The organism is Candidatus Saccharibacteria bacterium oral taxon 955, from assembly GCA_010202265.1.
Classification (GTDB): domain Bacteria; phylum Patescibacteriota; class Saccharimonadia; order Saccharimonadales; family Saccharimonadaceae; genus Saccharimonas.
This window is the reverse complement of the sequence record CP047918.1, coordinates 160,363-179,237: the sequence shown is the minus strand read 5'-3', so window position 1 is coordinate 179,237 and position 18,875 is coordinate 160,363. Positions and strand designations below refer to the sequence as shown.

The window sequence follows — 18,875 nt, the reverse complement described above, 5'->3', positions numbered from 1 at the left end:
TAGTGACAAATATGTCAAAAACATATCCTATCCGAATATGGCTACGTGACGCAGCCGAACAGTTAGCTAGCGTCGGTATACCTAGCGCCCTCCTGGACGCTGAGATAATTCTCGCCCACACCCTACGCAAAAGTCGCACCTGGCTTCATGCCCACGGCGACGAAACAATTAACATTCGCGATCTAGAGATAGCAAACGCACGCCTTGACCTGCGCCTCGACCGCACACCGATCGCCTATATTATTGGTCACAAGGAATTTTATTCGCGGTTGTTCAAGGTTACCCCAAGTGTACTGATACCTCGACCAGAATCAGAGGCTATCATTACTCTCCTTAAGCAATGCGTCCCCCAAAAAGCCACACGGCTTGTTGACATTGGCACTGGGAGCGGATGCCTAGGTATCACTGCAAAGCTCGAGCTTCCTCGCCTATCGGTCACCCTGACCGACATCAGTCGCCACGCGCTCAGTGTCGCCAGACATAACGCATCAGCCCTACGTGCCGATGTAGTCACGTGTCGTAGCGATCTATTGTCAGATATACCTGGCGTATTTGATGTCATCATAGCTAATCTCCCCTACGTCGACCGATCGTGGGATAGATCACCCGAGACAAATGTCGAGCCAGCAATAGCTCTTTTTGCAGAGCAAAACGGACTCTCTCTAATCAGCCAGCTAATTACTCAGCTAAGAGGCCGCCTCACACCAGGTGGGTTATTAATCCTCGAAGCCGACCCCGTCCAGCACGACACCATCCTCCAACTATGTCAGAAGGTCCATCTAGCACACATAGCAACTGATGGATATGCTATAGCTTTTAAGCAGACTAATTAGCTCGATATGTCGCCAGCGTCACTTTTGTCGTGCGCTCTGAGCCACCTCGTAAATAAGTTACCGTCACCGTTTCTCCTGGCGCATAAGCCCCAATTAACGTTGACACTCCGCCCGCCTCACCGACACTAGCGCCGTTAATCTTGGTAATTATGTCCTTTTCAGAAATTCCCGCCTTATCAGCTGGACCACCAGTCTCGACGGCACTAGTAGCGCCATCGCTCACAACGTACGCCCCCTGCTTGACTGGAAGGTTGAAGCGCTTGGCAATTGCTGGCGTAACCGGTACGTAGCGCAGCCCTATATATGATCTCTGCACACCCTTGCCAGAAATCACCGACACCAGTGTGCCTTTGACCGCATTAATTGGAATCGCAAACCCAATCCCTTCCGCATTGGCGGCAACGGCAGTATTAATACCAATCACCTGTCCACTACGATTAAGTAATGGTCCACCAGAGTTGCCGGGGTTGATCGCGGCGTCTGTCTGCAATAGGTCACTAAGCGACTCACTGGTTGAGCCATTTTCGCTACCAGCGCTTACTGGACGCCCCTTGCCAGATATAATTCCACTCGACACGGTATTTTGATACTGGCCAAGCGCATTACCAATCGCAATCACCCCTTGCCCAACACGAACTGTTGATGAGTCTCCTAGCGAGGCCGGCTTCAGCCCCTTTGCTCCGTCAATCTTTAGATATGCAATATCGTTAAGCGGATCAACACCCACCAACGAAACTTTTTCATAAATCGTACCATCACTCATTACTATCGTAACTGCAGTCGCCCCAGATACAACATGCTTATTGGTCAAGATATACCCATCTGCGCTGACGACCACTCCTGTGCCGGCCGCTTGCTGTTGAGCTGCACCAAACATAGTCCGCGTTGATACATTCGTCATAATCGAGACAACGCTAGGAGACGCCGCGTCAACTACTCTAGAAATTAACGCTTCGTCGCTCGTGCTAGCGAGATTGCCATCATGTTTTGGTCTATTCCTCTCAGATATCGATGTGTTATTCACGCGCGTGTACAAATACATTCCAGCCGTAACAGTTGCGCCCAAAATAAGCACACCAACAATTACGACAATCCATACGACCTGCTTAACACGATTATCAACAGACTGATGATTTTTATTCACCCTATCCCTCCTATTCTTTTAGCTCACACTACAGTAGTGCATCTACTCCCTTAATCACGGCGAGCACATACATAGCAATCATAATTGACACTGTCAGTATAATCGGCAATATCACCTCACTAGTCCGCACCTTTCCATAGCGATGGTAGCTCGCATACGCACGTTCAGCAACCAGCGCAAACAGTGTCGCAAACACAGCCAACTGAGACATCTTTACCGACCCAAACCCAACCCCCGGCTGATAAGCCATGAGCCAGTGAAAGCCGATCCAACCAAATTCCGCAAATACAAAACCAGTCACGAGACTATAGAGTGTCGTATGCGGTTCACTATAGCTTCCCAAAACATGCCGTGCCGCTACATACCCAATAACCCACATGCCGAGAACGAAAAACGTAGCATCCCACGCATATGACACCATCGAAAGCGATGTGACACCGAGAAAGACCGCTATACCCGCTTGCGCTGCCATATAGGCCCTCTTGGAACGAGGCTTGATGAAGAGAAGCCAGACCACGTGCAGGACGGTCATCGCTACCTGCAGCCAAATCTGGCCGTCAGCCGCATATAGCAAGATAACAGCACTAACCCCGACGATAATATCAACCATATTAGCGACAAGGTTAGCAAACCAGAATCGTGGACGAACCGCAAGCGCTCGCCACTTACTAAGTAAAACCAAAACTAGCGCCAACCACGGTGTCTGTACAACTCGTACAATCGCAAATAACGTCACCGCAAGTCCAATATTTAACAAAATATAGACCGCCTCACTGAGGCGAGAGCGTCGTTTGTGTGACCTTAATAAATCCATAGACTAGAGACCATTATACCATTATTGTGCTTTTGTATCGGCCTCACCAATAACAATGACAAAATCTATATCTGCAGAAACACCAAATTTGCTCAGCCCCGTCTTTGGCTCGCTACCATACATACTAGCCAGCTTCGCACGAGTAGCAGACATAGATTTATCGTCGCGCTGATACACTTCTCGACGGCCATACTTACCCTCTGGGGCATTAGAAACAACACTAACAATAAAGCCCATGTCGCTGAGTTTATCGGCTGCAATCTGAGCCTGTCCGGCAACACCGCTACCATTTAGCACAGCAATCTTGGCTTTTTCGCGTGTCGCAGCATCCGCATTAATCTCTCGCTTAATATACGAGGTGACGTCGCTATAGTCGAATAGACCCTTGGATGGCCGTACAATACTAACGCCATTATGGTTAGCAGTTGTCATTACTGATTCGCCATCTTTATCAAGGCTTATCGAGGTAATCGCACTTGATTTAATATCAGACGCAAGTGACAACAGTGTTCGTATTTCGCTCGTATCAAAGTCGGTAGACATGTTATTGCCAAGTGCATCTATAAGACCCGTCACCTTCGCGGGATTACTTAATGTACCAGCGCTCAAAGCCTTCTCACGAAGAGCTACAATTACCTTCTGCTGATTGCGCTCTCGATCAAAGTTACCACCAGCTAGACCGTAACCACCCTGAGCATTCCGGGCACGCATAAAGGCAAGCGCATGCTCACCATCCATCTGCGCCACCTCACCATTTGCATACTTTACGTAGTGACACTTATAGTTACACTTCCAGTCAAAGTTACGATCGAGAATACCGCGCGGGTCAGACGACTCCACTTTTACAGTTATACCCCCCACTGCATCAACCGTCTGACGAACAACTGTGTAATTAACGTGAATATGATACTGGACATCGAGACCTGTCACCTCTTTTGCCTTACCCATCAGGGCCTTAGCTCCAGCATCCTTGTTGCTACCGCCTGCTGAAGTACAGTTAAACAGCTCATTTAGCTTAAACTGATATCCGGCACTACAGCCTTCTTTATAAGAAACCCACAAATCACGCGGTAAACTGACCATAAAAGCGTCCTTCTTCGACTGACTAATGCTGAGCACCATGATAGAGTCTGTCAGAGCCGCGCCGGGGTGGTTACCCCCCTCGTCATCTTCCGATGTACCAAAAATTAAGATATTGCTACGTCCGTTCGCATCTTTTTTCAACTCTTTTTGCTGGATTAGCCCAAAAATATCACCCTTAAATACCGACTTGCTGGCCATCAGCGCCTTGACGCCAATCCACCCACCAATAAGTAAGACGACCAGAATCAAAAACAAAACAATACGCTTGATAATTCGTCGACGACGCGACTTCTCTCCGCCTCGCTTACTGCGACGTGACTTTTTAGAGGATTGCTGATCGTCATTGTCTATCTGCTTTAAAGAATCATCAATATCAGCACGCGTTAGACCATGCTTATCTGACCTAGTTGGAGCCAGGCCATTTCCTTCACTACTCGGCCTCGGAACATGTACCGGCATAGCCGAGTGATGTACTGGGATACGTCGCTGAAGTCCTACTGAAGTATCTGGGTGCGGAAGCTTAAACTCACCTCGATTATGCGCCTCGCCAACCACCCCAGGCGAACGACGCGGAACAAATCCGTCTATCGCATGTTTTTTTGTCATTATTTACCCACTATAGCTGATTTAAGATGAAAAATAAACGGGTAATGCCTATGTTTTAAATATTTTTTAACCACGATTAGTGTATAGTATAAAAGATGGAAGCAAGCTTTCTAACTCGCCACCCACGCGCCAAAGACGCAATTAGTCTGTTGATATTTATCTCTCTAGTTTTTATCGGAACGATCATAATCAACACGTATATTTTTCGTAGTTTTGCAGTGTCTGGTCACAGTATGGACCATACCCTCGCGGACAAAGATCGCTTAATTGTCAACCGAATACCGATCACCCAAGCCCAACTTGCCAACAAAACCTATATGCCAAAACGTGGTGAAATTATCGTCTTCAAGAACCCTCGATACGTACCTGGTATGGCAGACGAATATATCGTTAAGCGCGTTATTGCACTTCCTGGAGAGCGAGTTACAGTAAAAGACGGTGTGTTGACCGTATATAACAACGACCATCCAGATGGCTACCAACCTGACGAAGAATGGCGCAAAGACGGCGTCGGCCCTCAATCTCCAGTTAGCGGAGATGTCGATACTACTGTACCGGACCAAACAGTGTTCGTTAGTGGCGACAACCGCATTGGACAACATTCCTTCGACTCAAGATCGGGTCTCGGCATGATACCGACGTTTGATATCATCGGCCCAGTGGTGATGCGCATCTATCCTTTCACCTCAATCCGCTGGTTCTAAAACCTAGCACTACTTCTCTAATAGCTTAGCGATGCGCTGAAACTCATCGTCGTTTTTGAACGACAAGACAACCTGGCCAGAACCTCTTGCTGTGGTCGTAATCCTAACTGGTACCGAGAATCGCTTTTCAATCCGAGCAATATTATTTGCATACGGATGCTCCACCGGTGGCTTTTCACCTAGCTTCTTAGCAGACTGCATCTTTTTAACACTAGACACATATTGCTCAACGGCACGAGCGCTCCACTCCTCAGCAATAATCCTAGGCAACACCGCTTCAATTAAATCAGAGTCCAAGTTGATTAAAGGACGCACCTGCCCCTCACGCAACCGACCGTCAGCTAGTGCAGCACGAACCGACGCTGGAAGCCTCAGTAGCCGTAACGTGTTGCTAATCGCCGCAACAGACTTTCCGCCAACTCGCTGCCCAATCTGATCTAGCGTGAGATTAAATTGGTCGCGTAATTTCAGATAAGCTGTAGCTGTTTCAAGCGGATTTAGATCACGTCGCTGGAGATTCTCGATCAGCGAAAGCTCCAGTCGATGTTGATTAGATAGTGTTCGAACCAAGGCTGGAATCTTTTCCATACCGGCGCGCATCGCCGCTCGAAAACGCCTCTCTCCCGCTACAATCATATACTTACCTTCGTGAGGAACCACAACAATTGGCTGTAAAATACCATGTTCTTTGATAGATGCACTTAGCTCCTCGAGCGACGCTTCATCAAACGTCCTTCGTGGCTGATTGGGGTCAGCAACAATCTCAGACAACTTGATGTGCCGGAGGTCACTAATCTGCTCATCTTGCTCGGCGGTCGGGTCAAACGACTCATCAAGCACCTCTGTTGGAATCAAAGACTCAAGTCCGCGGCCCAGGCCACCCCGTTTAGCTGACACGTTCAGTTACCTCCTTTGCGACTGCTTTGTAGGCTCTCGCCCCCTTACTAAACCGATCATACACCCCAATCGGCAGTCCATGGCTAGGCGCCTCTGCCAACCTAACGTTACGAGGGATTGTATTTTGAAATACCTTACCAGGAAAATGCTTCTGGATCTCAGCCAGTACCTGACCAGACAGAGACGTACGATTATCAACCATCGTTGCAAGCACGCCGACGAGATCGAGTGTTGGATTGAGCTTCTGGCGCACTAATTTCATCGTTTCAAGCAGCTGCCCAAGCCCTTCAAGAGCATAAAACTCTGCCTGAACTGGCAGGAGCACGTATCTAGCTACGATTAGCGCGTTAACCGTCAAGAGACTAAGGCTCGGCGGACAGTCAATAATAATATAGTCATACTCTGTTTGTAGCGCCTGAACCGCATACTTTAGGCGACTAAACCGATGTTCAGCCTGCGCCAACTCCACCTCAGTGTTGGCCAGTGTTGGTGTAGCTGGCGCGATTCGTAGGTTCTTAAATTCGGTATCAACAATTACCTCGGCTAACTTCTTCTTGCCTAAAATAACTTCCGCCATCGTAAAATCAAGGCCCTGCTTATCTATACCAAGCCCACTTGTAGCATTACCTTGCGGATCAAAGTCGATTAGTAGCGTGCGATTTCCAAACTTTGACAGATAATAAGCTATGTTGATAGATGACGTCGTCTTACCAACGCCACCTTTTTGGTTTGTGACAGCAATGATATGGGTCATTTTCTATGTTTATTCCCTCTCTTGTCCTGACCCTACTATACCACAACCGCTATAATAAATCCTCCGCTTCTTGCGGAGGATTTATTGGTTTACTTGATCGAAGCGATCTGGATGCGACTGTATTTCTGGCGGTGGCCTGTCTGTGTATTGACTCGCTTCTTTGACTTATAGCGGATCACCCGAACTTTCTTGCCGGCAACCTTTTCATCTACCACCTTGGCCTTCACCTTGACACCCTTGACCAGTGGCGCACCGACTATCGTCTTATCACCATCAATCACAAGTAGTGCGTCGAGATCGAGCTCTTTTGTGCCTTCAGGGAGGAGGTCCACCATGAGGGTCTCTTTTTCGGCGACCAGATACTGCTTGCCACCGATTTTCACGACTGCTTTCATTGAATTTCCTTATAGATTTACTAGTTCAGTGAGCCATTATAACAGAGAGGGTGAGTCTTTTCAAGTGCCTAATCATCAGCAAACGAAAACCAGCTCGGATCTTTTCTTAGGTCCTCAGTAACACCCGTCCAGAACTCATCAAGCTGCCTAACGTCAGGCGTACTGGTCAACTGCCAGCACGCCTCTCCTCGAGACGCCTCGATAGCTTGAATTAGCTCGTCATGCTCTGAGCGAACAGGGCTAAATGCAAGCTTACGACCTGAATGTGCGAGAAAAGAAATACTGAAATTATGTGAACGATTAAGTTTTAGCATTTGTTTGTATTTATGTTATAGGGTTTATACTTATATTTAAGCACAACCTGAATAAAAAGTCAAGCACCTAAAAACCAGCGCGTCCGTGTTACCCACTTAACGTGACACGCTATAGCTTGGCCATACCCCACCAAATTGCAACTCTATTTACCCTCTTCTGGTATCACTAGACACAGCAGAAAGTATAACACCGCCGCCCAGCAAACAAGGAATATAACACGCAGTATTGTCGGATCAATTCCGAGGTATTCACCAATTCCACCACAAACACCAGCAATTTTTCTATCTTTTCGACTACGATACAACTTCTTCATAGCCCTTTATTGTAACATCTATGTAGCTTGGATAAAAATTAGCGCTTACCCTATTTCTTGCCAGCTATGACGTACGTTGGCTTTTTATAGCCGTTTACCACCGTAATAGCAAGACCGCCGACACCAAGTACGTGTACCGCAACAAATGTTAACACACAGACAAATGGAATAGCCATCATGACCGCAACTAATATTGCACCAGCAAGCATCACTAGAATACTGTGCCTTACAGCACCGGCAAATACCCATCGCCCGACATAGTAAGCCACAAACGAGAACGAGAGAAGATGAAGCATTACGCCCATCAGAACTACCAGCAGACCCAGAGGCAAAAGAACCCCAGTTAGCATAAGTGTCAATGCCACAAACGGGATACCGAGAAATGATACACAGCCAATCAGTACAACATAGCCAATTTTTTTATTAATTATCCTAAATGACCGCTCATAGTATCGAGGGGCAATCGCTATGAGCACGACAGATGAAACGACACTCGCAAACAGTATTAAGCCAACAAACGACACCGCAATAAAGCCAAACAACATACCACGGTCTGCGTTGCCACCTGCCGTATAGGCTACCGATCCAACGACCCGACTCTTATCTATGTCTAGCTCAGAGACACTGCTATACGAAAGACTACCACGCACCGAGGAAGAACCGGTCAGCTCTAGTCTACCAACACTAGCCTGTACATCGCCTTTGACCTGCCCAGCAATCATTAAATCTCTAGCACCAACCGTAACGTCTTTTTCGATTGTACCGCGCACGATAAGACGCTGGCTCACACCATTCACACCACCCTTTACGACCGCCTCGTTAGCAACTGCTGTTCGCTGGCTGAGCGATGAAACTGATCCGCCTACTGTGCCATTTATATCAAGATCCTGTCCTGCGATACGTACATCACCCCTAACTGTACCGCTAACCGTTACGCGCTGTCCAGCACAGATAACATCACCATTGACGGTTCCGTTGATGAAAACGTCTTGAGCCACACAGTAGACATCACCATTGACGGTTCCGTCAATTGTCACGGTCTGCGCAAACGCATAGTAAGAACCATCGTTCGTCTGGTCCTTTGCCACCATCGCCGAACCACGGAAAATGTCTCGATTGACCACACTAGTTGACGCCGCTGAGGCTGTCGAGGCAAGTATACCGAAACTAAGCAACCCAACGACTGCTATTAGCGCTAATATTCGTTTCATATACCCTCCTAGTTAGTCTGCAACCTACTCTTATGCTAAACAGTGGAAGGTACTTTTGCAAGTTATGCTTTTTTTAGGGTGATGTTAAGCGACTTACCCTCCACTAGAGCGACCACCTCATACCCATCTTTTATGCTATCGAGAATTATTGCGAGCGTCTCCTGCCTTATAGCCCCCGCATGCTCATCAATTGCCTGAGTCAACTCATCGTCGTCAGTCGTGAGCGACAGTTCAATACGATCATCAACATTCAGTCCGGCAGACTTACGAGCATTTTGGACAAAACGAACCACCTCACGAGCTAGACCTTCTCGCTTTAACTCTGGAGTCAAAGTCACATCTAGCTGGACCTCGCAATCATCAGAACACCTATGTGCAACCTGCTTGACATTAACCTCTTCAGCGATAATTTGCTCATAGTAGCTATCAAGCTTTTTGTATGTATAAGTCAATGACGGAATTGGCTGGCGGACCTTGATACCAACACTAGCACGCTGGCTCAAGCCTTCGTTAATAATCTCACGAGCAATTCGCATCCGCTCAATTTCACTCTCGTCAACCGCGTAGTTAGTCGGCCAACTCAACAAGTGCACTGACTCTTCTCCGCCGCCCAACTTCTGATATAGCTCCTCTGCCAAAAATGGGACAAAAGGCGCTAATATAACCGATAGCTTCAGCAAGACATAGTGAAGCGTGCGGTAGGCGTCACTTTTATCATTGTCGTCCTCAGACTTCCAAAATCGACGACGACTACGACGAACATACCAGTTTGAAGCGTCATCTAGAAACGGCACAATCGGACGCGTCGCTCCCTGCAGGTCATACGCCTCCATGTGTCGATCGATCTCTCCAGCCAGCTCATGCACGCGACTGACAATCCATTTATCAAGTGGGTTGCTCAGATCATCTGGGTAAAGAGTAAACGGACGTTTTGAGTCAAACTCCCAGCCGTCTACCTCTGCGTACATCGTAAAGAAATCATACATATTCCAAATCATACTGAGCTTACGGGCTATATTACCGACATCTTTATCAACAAGCGCAAAATTCTCACCATTTGTCAGCGGGCTAGACAGCATAAGCATGCGAAAACTATCTGCCGAATACTGATCCATCAACTCCATCGGGTCAGTGTAGTTTTTCAGCTTTTTACTCATTTTTTTGCCATCAGCCGCGTTGATGAAACCTGTACAGATAAGGTTCTTCCATGGTGCCCTACCAAACAAACCAACATTTACCGCCATCAGACTATAGAACCAACCGCGCGTTTGATCAATCGCCTCAATAATAAAGTCGGCCGGAAAACTCTTCTCAAATTTCTCCTTATTTTCAAAAGGATAGTGGAACTGCGCAAACGGCATAGATCCACTCTCAAACCAACAGTCAAGCACCTTACCAATATGACGCATTGTCACACCATCTAGCTCAAATGTTACATTTATCACCTCTGGTAAGTGATAGTCATCTAGCTCTCTGCCAGTTAGCTCCGCAAACTCTTTATAACTACCAATTACCTTCACCAATTCGGTGCCATCATTTCTCACGCCCTTCCATACTGGAATTGGTGTCGCCCAATAGCGATCGCGGGACAGATTCCAGTCTGGTGCCTGTTCAATAATATTTTTGAATCGTCCAGTCCGTAAATTATCCGGTGTCCAGCGCGTTTCTTCGTTAGCCTTTAGCATCTCGTCTTTCTGGCTCTGGATATCCATGAACCAGCTTGGGTGTGCCCTATACATGAGCTTGGTACCACAACGATGACAGTGCGGATACTCGTGGCGAATATATTCGATCTTAAGAGCACGACCCTCCTCGACGAGCGACTTGGCGATTTCCTTATTAACCTCCCAGATATTTCTCCCTAGCCATGGGCCCTCCGTATAATTCCCGTTACCGTCAACGATTGACTCTACTGGCACTCCGTTAGCTTTGCATAGTTCATAGTCATCCTCACCATAGGCTGGGGCTTGGTGAACGATTCCTGTACCGTCATCGGTTGTGACAAACTCAGCTCTTAGCACACGGTGCGCCTCTGGGCCACGATTGATGAATAGGGGTTCATAACGCCGGCCAATAAGCTCGCCACCTTTGATTCTTTTGATCACCGTGTAGTCAAGCGGTTGGTGCTTGGCATCCTGCATAACACGGCTCAGCGCCTTGCTTGCTACATAAAACTTCTTGTCGCCATACTCAATCAGGGAGTACTCTGCCTCAGGATTAATTGCCACCGACGTGTTTGCTGGAAGCGTCCATGGTGTAGTTGTCCAGGCAAGCATGTACTCATCACAATCCTCTAGCTTGAAGTAGACAAAAACACTCGGATCAGTATCCATTTGGTAGCTATTCTCCATCGCTACTTCAGATTTACTAATCGGTGTTGCGTCTTTTGTGCAATAAACTAGAATCTTCTCCCCTTCGTAGATTTTTCCTTTTTCATAAAGCGTCTTAAACGCCCACCAAACACTTTCCATGAACTCTTTGTCCATAGTCTTATATGCGCCCTTGAACTCTACCCAACGACCAAGACGATCGATCGTGTCCTCCCACTCAGTGCCAGTTTTGACCATCGCCGTGCGACATTCGCGAACATAATCTTCTATACTAATCTTTGTGCCAATTTCTTTCTTATTGGCAATTCCTAGTTGCTTTTCAACAAACACCTCCGCAGGCAAACCATGGCAGTCCCAACCCCAGCGACGCTCGACACGCTGACCGCGCATCGTATGGAATCGCCCCATCGCATCTTTTACCGTGCTGACGAGTAGATGTCCGTGATGCGGCGTACCTGTCAAAAACGGTGGCCCATCATAAAACACCCATTGCCTGTCGGCTGGACGTTGTTTCACGGACTTTTCAAAAGTTTTGTCTTTTGACCACCTCTTTGCCCAGTCCTTTTCATACTCAAGTGCTCGTCGTCGGCTATTAGCTTGGAATTTCATCGATGCATCTCCTTTTTCACTTCATAAAATTTGGTTGATGGTGCAGATTCTGATGCGCCCCTCTTAACTTCAGTTTTAGTGTTCTATTCACCCTCCTCTGTTGATATTCCACAGAGCCTATCTAACCGTTTAATTTCAGCTTTATCACACAAAATCTCACCAGAATAACAGTACTCAACGCTCAAACCAGAATTACCACATAAACTATTTCTCAATAACACTGCCTTTAGATTATCTGCCGTACCACAGCTACCATCAAAAATCTGTATATTCTCTGGAAAAATACTGCGAAAAACAGATTTAAAAAACGAAAAGTGCGAACAACCCAAAACTAGCGACGAGTAAGCACTCAGATCATACCCTTGCAACAACTCTCTTATATACTGCTTAACTTCAGTCGAATCAAACATGCTAGCTTCTGCAAATTCTACTAGTCTTGGTGCTTCTAGTAGATCAACCCTATCCGCTTCACCCGACTTATTAAGTAGCTTTTTAAGCCTACCACTTCTTATGGTTACGGGTGTGGCCATCAGCAACACTCTTTTATCAGTCATCAGAGCTGGCTTTATGGCTGGCTCCATACCTATAATCGGTACGCTATACTTTGCACGTAGTTCGTCTATAGCCACGCTAGTCGCTGTGTTGCAGGCAATCACAACGGCCTTCACCCCAAGATCAACCATAAATTCAACTGCATCATCGACAAGTGATTTCACTATCCCTTCGGGTTTTTCACCATAGGGAGCATTTTTTTCATCAGCATAATACACATATCTCTCGTTGGGTAGTATCCTTACTAGCTCTCTGAGAACATTCAGCCCACCAATACCCGAGTCTAGGACTCCAATAGTAAGATCAGGACTGCCGCCAACACCCCGCGCGGCTAATCGTAAGCTGTCAGTACAATCTCTATCGTTCGCCATATTTTTCCTAATAAAAATCTCCTTTTGTTATCGAGAACCCTCAAAAAGGGCGGTACCATCTCGATTCCAAAAGAAGCAATCATACTTTTTTGGCGCTTAATTCGCTCTTTACGCAAGCTAACGGCGGGTTCTAGTCTCGTGATACGATTTCTTCCCACGACTCGTGGTTGATAGCCACTCAGACGTCTTGACAATTATTATACTCCACTTTTTTTCGGAAACAAAATATCATACGTCTATGTACGACTTACGATACCCGGAAAAAACTAAATCTCTAAAAAAGCTGACTTCCGTATTTCAGGATAATCGCCGATATAGCGAGTACGGCAATTGATAAAAATATAAACGCATCGTAATTTTTCTGAACTATATTTTTTATAAACACCTCAACACGACCCTTAAGGCATAGATTATCGGTTAGTGCGTTATAGCGAATCAAAGCATATACAATCAGCAAAAAGGCGACATCCATCACCAAACACCACGGGCAAAGCGCCCCAATAACAACGTAACTCATGTAGAACATCCAGCCCAAACACAGCAAACTAAATATCGCCCCCAGTTGCGCCGCCTTCAGGAACCATCGTGGGAAAATAGTCCCACTAATCCCGGCCACTGCAATCGTCACAAATACTGGCATAGCTAGCATACCGATGAAACTGTTTGGAATCCCGAAAATATATGCCGATGCATGCCTCGCTACCGCGCCACAACTTACTACCGAATTAAGATCACAGCTAAGTACAGCGTTTGCCTCACGCGCCAAAACTATGGCCTCGTGCGACAGTACAAGTGACGCAAGTGTCCCCAAAAGGCTTCCAGCCAGCAATATACTATATATAGTTCTTCGCTGCTTGTCAGTAATCTCAGTTTTGCGAGGCATAGTAATTCACCTCATTTATCGTAGGCAGTAGCGCACCAGACCATATATGCTGCACGACTTCCATGCCGCCGACATTACCAAGAGCGACAACAGATGGATATTGCAAAATATCATGCGCACGACAAAATGACTCTCCCTCTGGCGTTTCTGGGTCAAGCACTTCAAGCACGCGACCCGTCTGCCGAGAAAAATCCTCTAAAAAAGTTTCCACCGTACGTGCGTAGTCAGTCTGAGCCTTGGTTACCACTACTACCCTCATATGAAACTACCCCCTCCTGCGCTGTTCAAGGATTTTCACGAAATCGTCAAGTGTTTTGAACTTATGAAACACGCTGGCAAACCGCACATAAGCAACTTCATTCTTCGCCGCGAGCTCATCGAGAACGAACTCTCCAATTTGAGCCGATGGTATTTCATTTTCACCTAGGCCGTATAAACGCTCTTCTACGTGATTTATAATCTCTTCGATTTCAATCTCAGACTTAAAAAACTTGCCAACCGAACGACGAATTGCACCAGCCAACTTCTCTCGGTCAAACAATTCTCTAGATCCACCTTGTTTTATTACGGCAAGGTTAGGGTGTTCGATACGTTCATAGGTAGTAAATCGGTATTTTCCATCCATCGTCTCACGTCGCCGACGAATCGTAATGCCATCGGCCGACTCACGAGACTCCAAGACGCGACTATCACCTATTTTGTAGTTATGCGCCATTAGATTAACAAACTCTCCTTAAATCTTAAAGCTCATCTGTTGAATTATGCTTTTTGCGACGACGCAGGAATGCTGGCGTATCATCATCCTCATCTTCGGTAGGCTGATTCCAGATATCATTGGTCGTCTCGCTAGCAAAATGCTCCGCCGCTTCAGTGTGACTAAGATCCATATCAATCGACTGAACGGCGTTATCGATTGTGTCTATATGCTTCTCCTCATCAGACGTCTTGTCAAACTCTGCCGCCTGCTGATGGAAGTAGGCGCTATCAAACCCCGTAGCAATTACTGTGATAATCAGCTCATCCTCAAGTTCAGGCTTGAGCGTAGCACCAAAGATAATGTTTGCATCTGGAGAAACTGCACTCGTGATAATCTCTGCCGCCTCTTGAATCTCAGACATACTCATGTCGTAGCCACCAGTTACATTGAAAAGGACACCCTTTGCTCCATCAATCGAAACCTCGATCAACGGACTCTCAATCGCCTGCTGGGCAGCTTGTGCTGCGCGACCATCTCCGCTAGCTCGCCCAATACCCATTAGAGCACTACCAGCATTGCTCATAATTGCCTTGACGTCCGCAAAGTCGAGGTTAATCAAGCCATGTTCAGTAATAAGCTCAGAGATTCCCTGAACGCCCTGACGGAGGACGTCATCAGCAATCTTGAAAGTCTCTAGAAGGGGCGTACGTCGATCGATCGTCTGAAGCAGGCGGTCATTCGGGATTGTGATAAGTGTATCGACTTGCTTACCAAGCTGTGCAATCGCCCACTCAGCATTAGTTCGACGCTTCTCTCCTTCGAAACTAAATGGCTTGGTTGCGACTCCAACGCAAAGGATGCCTAGATCGCGAGCTACTTCAGCAACTACGTGACCAGCCCCAGAGCCCGTGCCACCACCAGCACCGATCGTCACAAACACCATATCAGCACCTTCAATTGCGTCACGAATCTCATCAATCGATTCACGCGCAGCAGCCTCGCCAACACTAGGGTCGGCACCGGCACCGAGACCGTTTGTTGTATTGTGTCCTAGATGGATTTTGATGTCTGCCTTGGAGTTGTGGAGCGCCTGGGCATCGGTATTCATTGCAATAAACTGAACGCCGACAAGACCAGCGTCTTTCATACGGTTAACAGCAGAGCCACCCGCACCGCCGACACCAACAACCTTGATGCTAGCGAATGTCTGAATTTCACTCGGTTTTACTTCTGGCATCGTTTCCTCTACTCCCCTTTACTCATGACGAATAACTATCTTATCCCAGTATACCATTGTTGTTCACGAGAGAACAATTAGGATTTAAATCGCTTCAAGAAATTACTAAATATACCGCCGGCACCCTTGATCGCACCGCCCCCTTTGCTGGGTTGCTTATTTTTGCTTACCGCCGTACGCTCAGCATCAATTAGCATTAAACCCACAGCAGTAGCATACTGAGGCTTATCTATATCGTCGGCAACACCACCAAAACCAGTCGCCTTACCCACACGAGCGGCCACCCCGAGCTGCTTCTTGGCAAACTCAGCAATACCTTTGATGTTTGACGTACCACCAACTAGAACAACTCCGCTTGGCAGCCTGCCAGCCCGACCAGCTTTCTTAAGCTCACGATTAACAGATTCAAAAATCTCCTCAAGACGAGCTTCAACAATCTCGTCAATATCACGCGTCATGAAAGACAAGGTCTCTTTATCTTGCTCTATACTCACGCTCTCATTATCGGCATGTCCGACCGCTACAGCATATTTGAGCTTGACCTTCTCAGCAACCTCTGGATCAGTTTTAAGTCCAATTGCAAGGTCATTTGTAATATTAATGCCCCCCATAGGGACCACACCAACATACTGAAGATCGCCCTCCTCGAACACGGCTACGCCCGTCGTGGAGCCACCAATATCAATTACCGCGACACCGCTCTCTATCTGCGACTCACCCAGTACTGCCTTTGCTGACGCTGTTGCAGATGGGATAATCTCATTGGTAGATACAGTCGCCATTTCCGCAGCTTTTTGTAGATTAGATACATATGGCGCCATTGCTGATATAACGTTAGCACTAATCTCTAGACGAGTTCCGCTCATTCCTATCGGGTCTTTAATGCCACCCTGGCCATCAAGGGTGTAGCTAAATGGCACAACCTCTAGAATCTTGCGATTTGCTGGCAGCTTTCCAGTCGTCGCCACTTCTTCAATACGCCCGAGATCTTCATCGTTGATCTCGTGATCGGCCATGCCAACTGCAATCATTCCATCGGTTTTTGTACTCGTAATGTGCGAACCATTGATACTAACCGTAGCATCATCTACCTGATGTCCGCTCATCCTCTCCGCTTCGAGAAGTGCTTGATCGATAGCATGTGCAGGACCGCTCAGATTAGCCACTGTCCCTTTTCGCATACCGGTATTTGGAGCTTGCCCGACACCGACAATCGTTGGGGTGCCAGTCGCCGGATCGACATGCCCCACCACACAACGAATCATCGTTGTACCGACATCAATTCCGACTGCGTATCGAGATTGTTCTTGCATATAGGGCTATTATAGCATAACCCTTGTGGTTGCAGTTACGCCTTAGTGATAATTTCTGCACCGCTTTCGGTGATTAATACGGTGTGCTCAAAGTGTGCCGCCAGACTGTCGTCGCGCGTAGCATAAGTCCAACCATCGTCAAGCTCAATAATACCCTCACCACCGAGAGTTGCCATTGGCTCAATAGCAATTGTGTCACCTGGCTTGAGTAAAACACCAGTCCCCTTGCGCCCATAGTTTGGTATATCGGGTGGCATATGCATCTTGAGACCTACACCGTGTCCAACAAGCTCACGAACAATCCCTAGTTTCGCGTCTTTTAGCACCCTTTCAATTGCCGCGCCGATATCTCCCGTATAAACCGGCCCTTTAATCGCATCAATCCCAGCGTACAGACTACGCTCTGTTGCCGAAAGAAGATGCTTCACTGCACCCTTTGGTTGTTCATCGACAACCATCGTAAATGCTGAATCAGTCTTCATGTCCTTGTATGTGATCACCAGATCAAAACTAACTACATCGCCCTTACGTAGTACGTAACTACTAGGCACCCCGTGAACAATCTCATCATTCGTACTGATACAAATTGCACCAGGGAAGTTCACTTCACTAGTCTTATATGTAGCACTTGCGCCATACTCTTTGATCTTTGTGTCAACAAATTTATCAATATCCTGTTCGGTCAGCCCAGATCGAACATATCCTCTAATGTCATCAAATATCTGAGCAAGTATCTTGCCCCCCTCGCGCATTGCCTGCATCTGCTCAGGCGTCTTCTCCCCAGTGATTAGCCCTGACATGCCGCAGTAACCTCGTCAAAGATGCGGTCGTGTACCTCACCTGCCGTACCAGTACCATCTAGATGAACGATCTTTACACCTGCTTCAGCAAAAGTGCCGAGCACTGGATACATTTTTTGTCGGTAGATAGTCATGCGCCTTGCAATTGTCTCTGGCGTGTCCTCCATACGATGGCGCTTTTCGAGACGCGCCATAATCTCTGCCTCAGGTACTTCAAGTACGACAACGACGTCAATTTTCTCGTTCATCTCCTCCATATATTGGTCAAGCCACGCCGCCTGCTCTTTGGTGCGAGGAAATCCGTCGATAATTATATTTGGGTATTTCTTATCACGCGCATCCTGAACAGCCGACTCAAATACATGATAGGTAAGCTCGTCGCTAACGAGCTCGCCCGATTTGAGAGTTTCTATCACCTCCGGGTCAGTGCTCTGTCGAAGCATCTCTCCGGTAGAAAGCCACTTCCAGCCCTGTCGGACGGCCAACATTTGACCCTGCATGCTTTTTCCTGCACCTGTTGGACCAAACAAAAGAATCATATTAGTTTCCTCTCAAAAATTATTTAGATAGTGTATTTTTTACAATATTAGCTAGTGTCGCGCCGTCAGCTTTATTACCAACCTCTGCTTTTATCGCACCAATCACCTGGCCTATAGCCTGCGAGCCAGAGACACCAAGCTCAGCGATCTTTTGCTCGACAAGCGTCGTCAGCTCATCCTCAGTCAGCTGAGTTGGTAGATATACCTTTAGCACCTCGATCTCTCGCTCTTCTGGCTCCGCCAACTCAGGACGGCCATTGTCGCGATATATCTTGGCGCTTTCTGTACGTTTTTTAACCTCACGAGCAACAACCTTCTCAACACCCGAGTCGTCCAGGCCCTCATCACGCCTGCCTGTAGCCACCTCTTCATTGAGAATTGCCGCTTTGAGATTACGCAAAACCTCTCCCGCAAAACGATTGCCGCCAAGAAGGGCGGCTTTCATTTCGTCGTTGATTCGTTCTTTAAGCGTCAT

The 18,875-nt window shown here is 47.2% G+C and carries 21 protein-coding genes; 2 read left to right on the top strand and 19 right to left on the bottom strand.

The genetic code is table 11. From position 1 onward, the window contains the following. Positions 1-11: 11 nt before the first annotated feature. Positions 12-833: a peptide chain release factor N(5)-glutamine methyltransferase gene (gene prmC, locus GWK75_00940; protein QHU91028.1), complete on the top strand. Its 822-nt coding sequence runs from the start codon at positions 12-14 to the stop codon at positions 831-833. Here the strand turns inward: prmC and GWK75_00935 are convergent. Genes GWK75_00935 through GWK75_00925 form a run of 3 tightly spaced genes read right to left on the bottom strand, consistent with a single transcriptional unit; the run spans position 826 to position 4,480 of the window. Continuing rightward, on the bottom strand, positions 826-1,977 hold the full coding sequence (locus GWK75_00935) for a PDZ domain-containing protein (protein ID QHU91027.1): 1,152 nt from the start codon (positions 1,975-1,977) through the stop codon (positions 826-828). The two genes, prmC and GWK75_00935, sit on opposite strands and share 8 nt — an antisense overlap. Before the next feature lie 28 nt (positions 1,978-2,005). Continuing rightward, positions 2,006-2,791, bottom strand: a complete 786-nt coding sequence (locus GWK75_00930; protein ID QHU91026.1) for a hypothetical protein — start codon at positions 2,789-2,791, stop codon at positions 2,006-2,008. Positions 2,792-2,812: 21 nt separating this feature from the next. Continuing rightward, a complete protein-coding gene (locus GWK75_00925; protein ID QHU91025.1) occupies positions 2,813-4,480 on the bottom strand; it encodes a hypothetical protein in 1,668 nt (555 codons plus the stop codon). 95 nt (positions 4,481-4,575) lie between these two features. On the opposite strand from GWK75_00925, the gene lepB reads away from it, so the two are divergent. Further along, on the top strand, positions 4,576-5,184 hold the full coding sequence (gene lepB, locus GWK75_00920) for a signal peptidase I (protein ID QHU91024.1): 609 nt from the start codon (positions 4,576-4,578) through the stop codon (positions 5,182-5,184). Positions 5,185-5,193: 9 nt separating this feature from the next. Here lepB and GWK75_00915 read toward each other — a convergent pair whose 3' ends face one another. The 16 genes from GWK75_00915 to GWK75_00840 form a co-directional block, all read right to left on the bottom strand. After that, a complete protein-coding gene (locus GWK75_00915; protein QHU91023.1) occupies positions 5,194-6,081 on the bottom strand; it encodes a ParB/RepB/Spo0J family partition protein in 888 nt (295 codons plus the stop codon). Beyond that, positions 6,071-6,835, bottom strand: coding sequence for an AAA family ATPase (locus tag GWK75_00910; GenBank protein QHU91022.1), 765 nt, complete (start codon positions 6,833-6,835; stop codon positions 6,071-6,073). The genes GWK75_00915 and GWK75_00910 overlap by 11 nt, the downstream gene beginning before the upstream one ends. 89 nt (positions 6,836-6,924) lie before the next feature. After that, the gene (gene rplU, locus GWK75_00905; GenBank protein ID QHU91021.1) at positions 6,925-7,230 is read right to left on the bottom strand and encodes a 50S ribosomal protein L21; all 306 of its coding nucleotides are present in this window, start codon (positions 7,228-7,230) and stop codon (positions 6,925-6,927) included. A gap of 68 nt (positions 7,231-7,298) precedes the next feature. Next, complete coding sequence (locus GWK75_00900) at positions 7,299-7,544, bottom strand: hypothetical protein (protein ID QHU91020.1); 246 nt, start codon at positions 7,542-7,544, stop codon at positions 7,299-7,301. A gap of 143 nt (positions 7,545-7,687) precedes the next feature. Next, on the bottom strand, positions 7,688-7,858 hold the full coding sequence (locus GWK75_00895) for a PspC domain-containing protein (GenBank protein QHU91019.1): 171 nt from the start codon (positions 7,856-7,858) through the stop codon (positions 7,688-7,690). Positions 7,859-7,908: 50 nt separating this feature from the next. Continuing rightward, positions 7,909-9,069, bottom strand: coding sequence for a hypothetical protein (locus GWK75_00890; protein QHU91018.1), 1,161 nt, complete (start codon positions 9,067-9,069; stop codon positions 7,909-7,911). Positions 9,070-9,131: 62 nt separating this feature from the next. Continuing rightward, positions 9,132-12,008, bottom strand: coding sequence for an isoleucine--tRNA ligase (locus tag GWK75_00885; GenBank protein QHU91017.1), 2,877 nt, complete (start codon positions 12,006-12,008; stop codon positions 9,132-9,134). 83 nt (positions 12,009-12,091) lie between these two features. Continuing rightward, positions 12,092-12,931, bottom strand: coding sequence for a glutamate racemase (murI, locus tag GWK75_00880; GenBank protein QHU91016.1), 840 nt, complete (start codon positions 12,929-12,931; stop codon positions 12,092-12,094). A gap of 274 nt (positions 12,932-13,205) precedes the next feature. Continuing rightward, positions 13,206-13,814, bottom strand: coding sequence for a vitamin K epoxide reductase (locus GWK75_00875; protein QHU91015.1), 609 nt, complete (start codon positions 13,812-13,814; stop codon positions 13,206-13,208). Then, positions 13,798-14,073 (bottom strand): hypothetical protein, encoded by a 276-nt coding sequence (locus tag GWK75_00870; GenBank protein ID QHU91014.1) that lies wholly within the window; start codon positions 14,071-14,073, stop codon positions 13,798-13,800. The genes GWK75_00875 and GWK75_00870 overlap by 17 nt, the downstream gene beginning before the upstream one ends. 6 nt (positions 14,074-14,079) lie before the next feature. After that, positions 14,080-14,529: a transcriptional repressor NrdR gene (gene nrdR / locus GWK75_00865; protein ID QHU91013.1), complete on the bottom strand. Its 450-nt coding sequence runs from the start codon at positions 14,527-14,529 to the stop codon at positions 14,080-14,082. Positions 14,530-14,554: 25 nt separating this feature from the next. Further along, positions 14,555-15,748, bottom strand: a complete 1,194-nt coding sequence (gene ftsZ, locus GWK75_00860; protein ID QHU91012.1) for a cell division protein FtsZ — start codon at positions 15,746-15,748, stop codon at positions 14,555-14,557. Between the two features lie 77 nt (positions 15,749-15,825). After that, entirely contained in the window at positions 15,826-17,061 is a 1,236-nt protein-coding gene (gene ftsA, locus GWK75_00855; protein QHU91011.1) for a cell division protein FtsA, read from the bottom strand. 35 nt (positions 17,062-17,096) lie between these two features. Beyond that, positions 17,097-17,861 (bottom strand): type I methionyl aminopeptidase, encoded by a 765-nt coding sequence (gene map, locus GWK75_00850; protein QHU91010.1) that lies wholly within the window; start codon positions 17,859-17,861, stop codon positions 17,097-17,099. Beyond that, positions 17,849-18,400 carry an AAA family ATPase gene (locus tag GWK75_00845; protein ID QHU91009.1) on the bottom strand — a complete coding sequence of 184 codons (552 nt, stop codon included), beginning with the start codon at positions 18,398-18,400 and terminating at the stop codon, positions 17,849-17,851. Before GWK75_00845 ends, map begins: the two co-directional genes overlap by 13 nt. A 19-nt stretch (positions 18,401-18,419) precedes the next feature. After that, the gene (locus GWK75_00840; GenBank protein ID QHU91008.1) at positions 18,420-18,875 is read right to left on the bottom strand and encodes a GatB/YqeY domain-containing protein; all 456 of its coding nucleotides are present in this window, start codon (positions 18,873-18,875) and stop codon (positions 18,420-18,422) included.

Bases quoted from the DNA above. Each gene is read 5' to 3' on its own strand.
- prmC (QHU91028.1), top strand. From the start codon at position 12: ATGTCAAAAACATATCCTATCCGAATATGGCTACGTGACGCAGCCGAA.
- GWK75_00930 (QHU91026.1), bottom strand. From the start codon at position 2,791: ATGGATTTATTAAGGTCACACAAACGACGCTCTCGCCTCAGTGAGGCG.
- GWK75_00925 (QHU91025.1), bottom strand. From the start codon at position 4,480: ATGACAAAAAAACATGCGATAGACGGATTTGTTCCGCGTCGTTCGCCT.
- lepB (QHU91024.1), top strand. From the start codon at position 4,576: ATGGAAGCAAGCTTTCTAACTCGCCACCCACGCGCCAAAGACGCAATT.
- GWK75_00910 (QHU91022.1), bottom strand. From the start codon at position 6,835: ATGACCCATATCATTGCTGTCACAAACCAAAAAGGTGGCGTTGGTAAG.
- rplU (QHU91021.1), bottom strand. From the start codon at position 7,230: ATGAAAGCAGTCGTGAAAATCGGTGGCAAGCAGTATCTGGTCGCCGAA.
- GWK75_00900 (QHU91020.1), bottom strand. From the start codon at position 7,544: ATGCTAAAACTTAATCGTTCACATAATTTCAGTATTTCTTTTCTCGCA.
- GWK75_00895 (QHU91019.1), bottom strand. From the start codon at position 7,858: ATGAAGAAGTTGTATCGTAGTCGAAAAGATAGAAAAATTGCTGGTGTT.
- GWK75_00890 (QHU91018.1), bottom strand. From the start codon at position 9,069: ATGAAACGAATATTAGCGCTAATAGCAGTCGTTGGGTTGCTTAGTTTC.
- GWK75_00885 (QHU91017.1), bottom strand. From the start codon at position 12,008: ATGAAATTCCAAGCTAATAGCCGACGACGAGCACTTGAGTATGAAAAG.
- murI (QHU91016.1), bottom strand. From the start codon at position 12,931: ATGGCGAACGATAGAGATTGTACTGACAGCTTACGATTAGCCGCGCGG.
- GWK75_00875 (QHU91015.1), bottom strand. From the start codon at position 13,814: ATGCCTCGCAAAACTGAGATTACTGACAAGCAGCGAAGAACTATATAT.
- GWK75_00870 (QHU91014.1), bottom strand. From the start codon at position 14,073: ATGAGGGTAGTAGTGGTAACCAAGGCTCAGACTGACTACGCACGTACG.
- nrdR (QHU91013.1), bottom strand. From the start codon at position 14,529: ATGGCGCATAACTACAAAATAGGTGATAGTCGCGTCTTGGAGTCTCGT.
- ftsZ (QHU91012.1), bottom strand. From the start codon at position 15,748: ATGCCAGAAGTAAAACCGAGTGAAATTCAGACATTCGCTAGCATCAAG.
- ftsA (QHU91011.1), bottom strand. From the start codon at position 17,061: ATGCAAGAACAATCTCGATACGCAGTCGGAATTGATGTCGGTACAACG.
- map (QHU91010.1), bottom strand. From the start codon at position 17,861: ATGTCAGGGCTAATCACTGGGGAGAAGACGCCTGAGCAGATGCAGGCA.
- GWK75_00845 (QHU91009.1), bottom strand. From the start codon at position 18,400: ATGATTCTTTTGTTTGGTCCAACAGGTGCAGGAAAAAGCATGCAGGGT.
- GWK75_00840 (QHU91008.1), bottom strand. From the start codon at position 18,875: ATGACGCTTAAAGAACGAATCAACGACGAAATGAAAGCCGCCCTTCTT.